Here is a 1476-nt window from a genome sequence, read left to right on the forward strand (position 1 = left end):
ACCGCCGCGCCGCGCAGTGCGGCCCGCAGCCCGGTGAGCCCCTGGGCCAGCTCCGCGCGCTGGCCGGCGGGCATGCGGTCGATCGCCCCGGACAGCACCTCGCCCCGCTTCCTGCGCACCTCGGAGAGGTGTGCGTGCCCCTTCGCGGTCAGGCTCAGCGTCACCTCGCGTCCGCTGTCGGGGCTCGGACGGCGCTCGACGAATCCCACGGACTGGAGCCGGTCGCACAGCCGGCTGAGCGAGGGCGCGGACACGTCGAGTACGGCTCCGAGCGCGCGCATCCTGATGCCGTCCTCACGGTCGACGGCGTACATCAGGCGCAGTTGCGCCAGGGACGCGGGGGCGGCCCAGTCGCGGTCGCGGGTCCGCTCCCAGAGCACGTCGAGCAGTTCCACGATGTCGCCCGCCGCGGACGCCACGTCGTGGGAGCCCGAAGGCGCGACCTCGACGTCGGGCGTCATGGCGTTTCCCCTCTGGTATCGGTGTCCCGGGGCGGGCTGGACGCACCGCGTGCGTCAGGTTGTGCCGTCCGGGCCAGTGGGACGGGCCGAGCGGTTTCGTGCACCCTCGATGGCCGAGGGGAGATCGTGCGCGGTCTCCGAGGTGGCCCGCGCGGTGTGTCCCGGGGGCCGCTCCGCGTCCATGGGCGTCGTGGTGAGGTAGTCCAGCGTACCGGTGACCTCCAGGAGCCGGTCGAGCGCGGCTCCGCGTCCGTCCAGCCGCAGGGCGACGCCCGCCTCGCCGGTCCGTCTGCGGATCATGATCAGCGCGGCGAGCCCGGAGGAGTCGATGGTGCCCGACGACGCGCAGTCCAGGCGGAGTTCACGGGCGTCCGGGTGCCCGGCCAGCAGTTCCGCGACGGTGGCGAGCAGTGTGTCGGCGTTCGTGTGGTCGAGGTCTCCGCGGATCTCCACCCGGACCGCGCCCTGGGTGTCGTACCGCGTGCTGAGCCCGAAACCTTCGGAGGGTGTCGTCGTCATGCGTGCTTTCCGGGGACGTACGGACGGAGGGGAGCGCCGGCGCGGCCGGCCGCGAGGCGGAGGTGGCGGGTGGCACGGGGGAAGTCCCTGAGTTCCTCGCCCAGCACCTCCAGTGCCGGCACGAGGGAGAGCGGCGGCACTCCGCGGGCGCTCAGGACGTCGCCGGTCCAGTCGAGGAACCCGGTGAAGAGTTCCGCGTCGTCCGTGTAGAGGGCGACGGCGAGGAAGTCGACGATGTGCGCCACGTCTTCGGCGGTCCGGTCGCGCTGGGACTCGGTGTAGTCGCGCGCCCCGGGGAAGCGCTCGTCGATCCCGACGAGCACCGCCTTCACCAGTTGCGCCTTGCTGCGCACCACCAGGGTGTACTCCTGGTCGCCGAGGTGCGGCAGATCGTCGATCGGCTGGTGGACCCGCGGGGTGCGGGAGGCGGAACCCCCCGCGAGGAGCGCGGCGGCGTAGGGCCGTTCGCCCTCTTCGAGCTTCGCTGCAACGGCAC

The 1476-nt window shown here is 73.1% G+C and carries 2 protein-coding genes and 1 pseudogene; all 3 read right to left on the minus strand.

The features are described from left to right. Positions 1–461 (minus strand): MarR family winged helix-turn-helix transcriptional regulator (locus ACWD3D_RS37000; RefSeq protein WP_451465014.1); only part of this gene is annotated, 461 nt, incomplete at its 3' end. Between the two features lie 54 nt (positions 462–515). Further along, positions 516–980: an STAS domain-containing protein gene (locus ACWD3D_RS37005; protein WP_451465015.1), complete on the minus strand. Its 465-nt coding sequence runs from the start codon at positions 978–980 to the stop codon at positions 516–518. Beyond that, positions 977–1476, minus strand: a pseudogene (locus ACWD3D_RS37010) (cobalamin-binding protein); the annotation flags it as partial. The gene ACWD3D_RS37005 and the pseudogene ACWD3D_RS37010, both read right to left, overlap by 4 nt.

Source organism: Streptomyces sp. NPDC002690 (genome assembly GCF_053592415.1).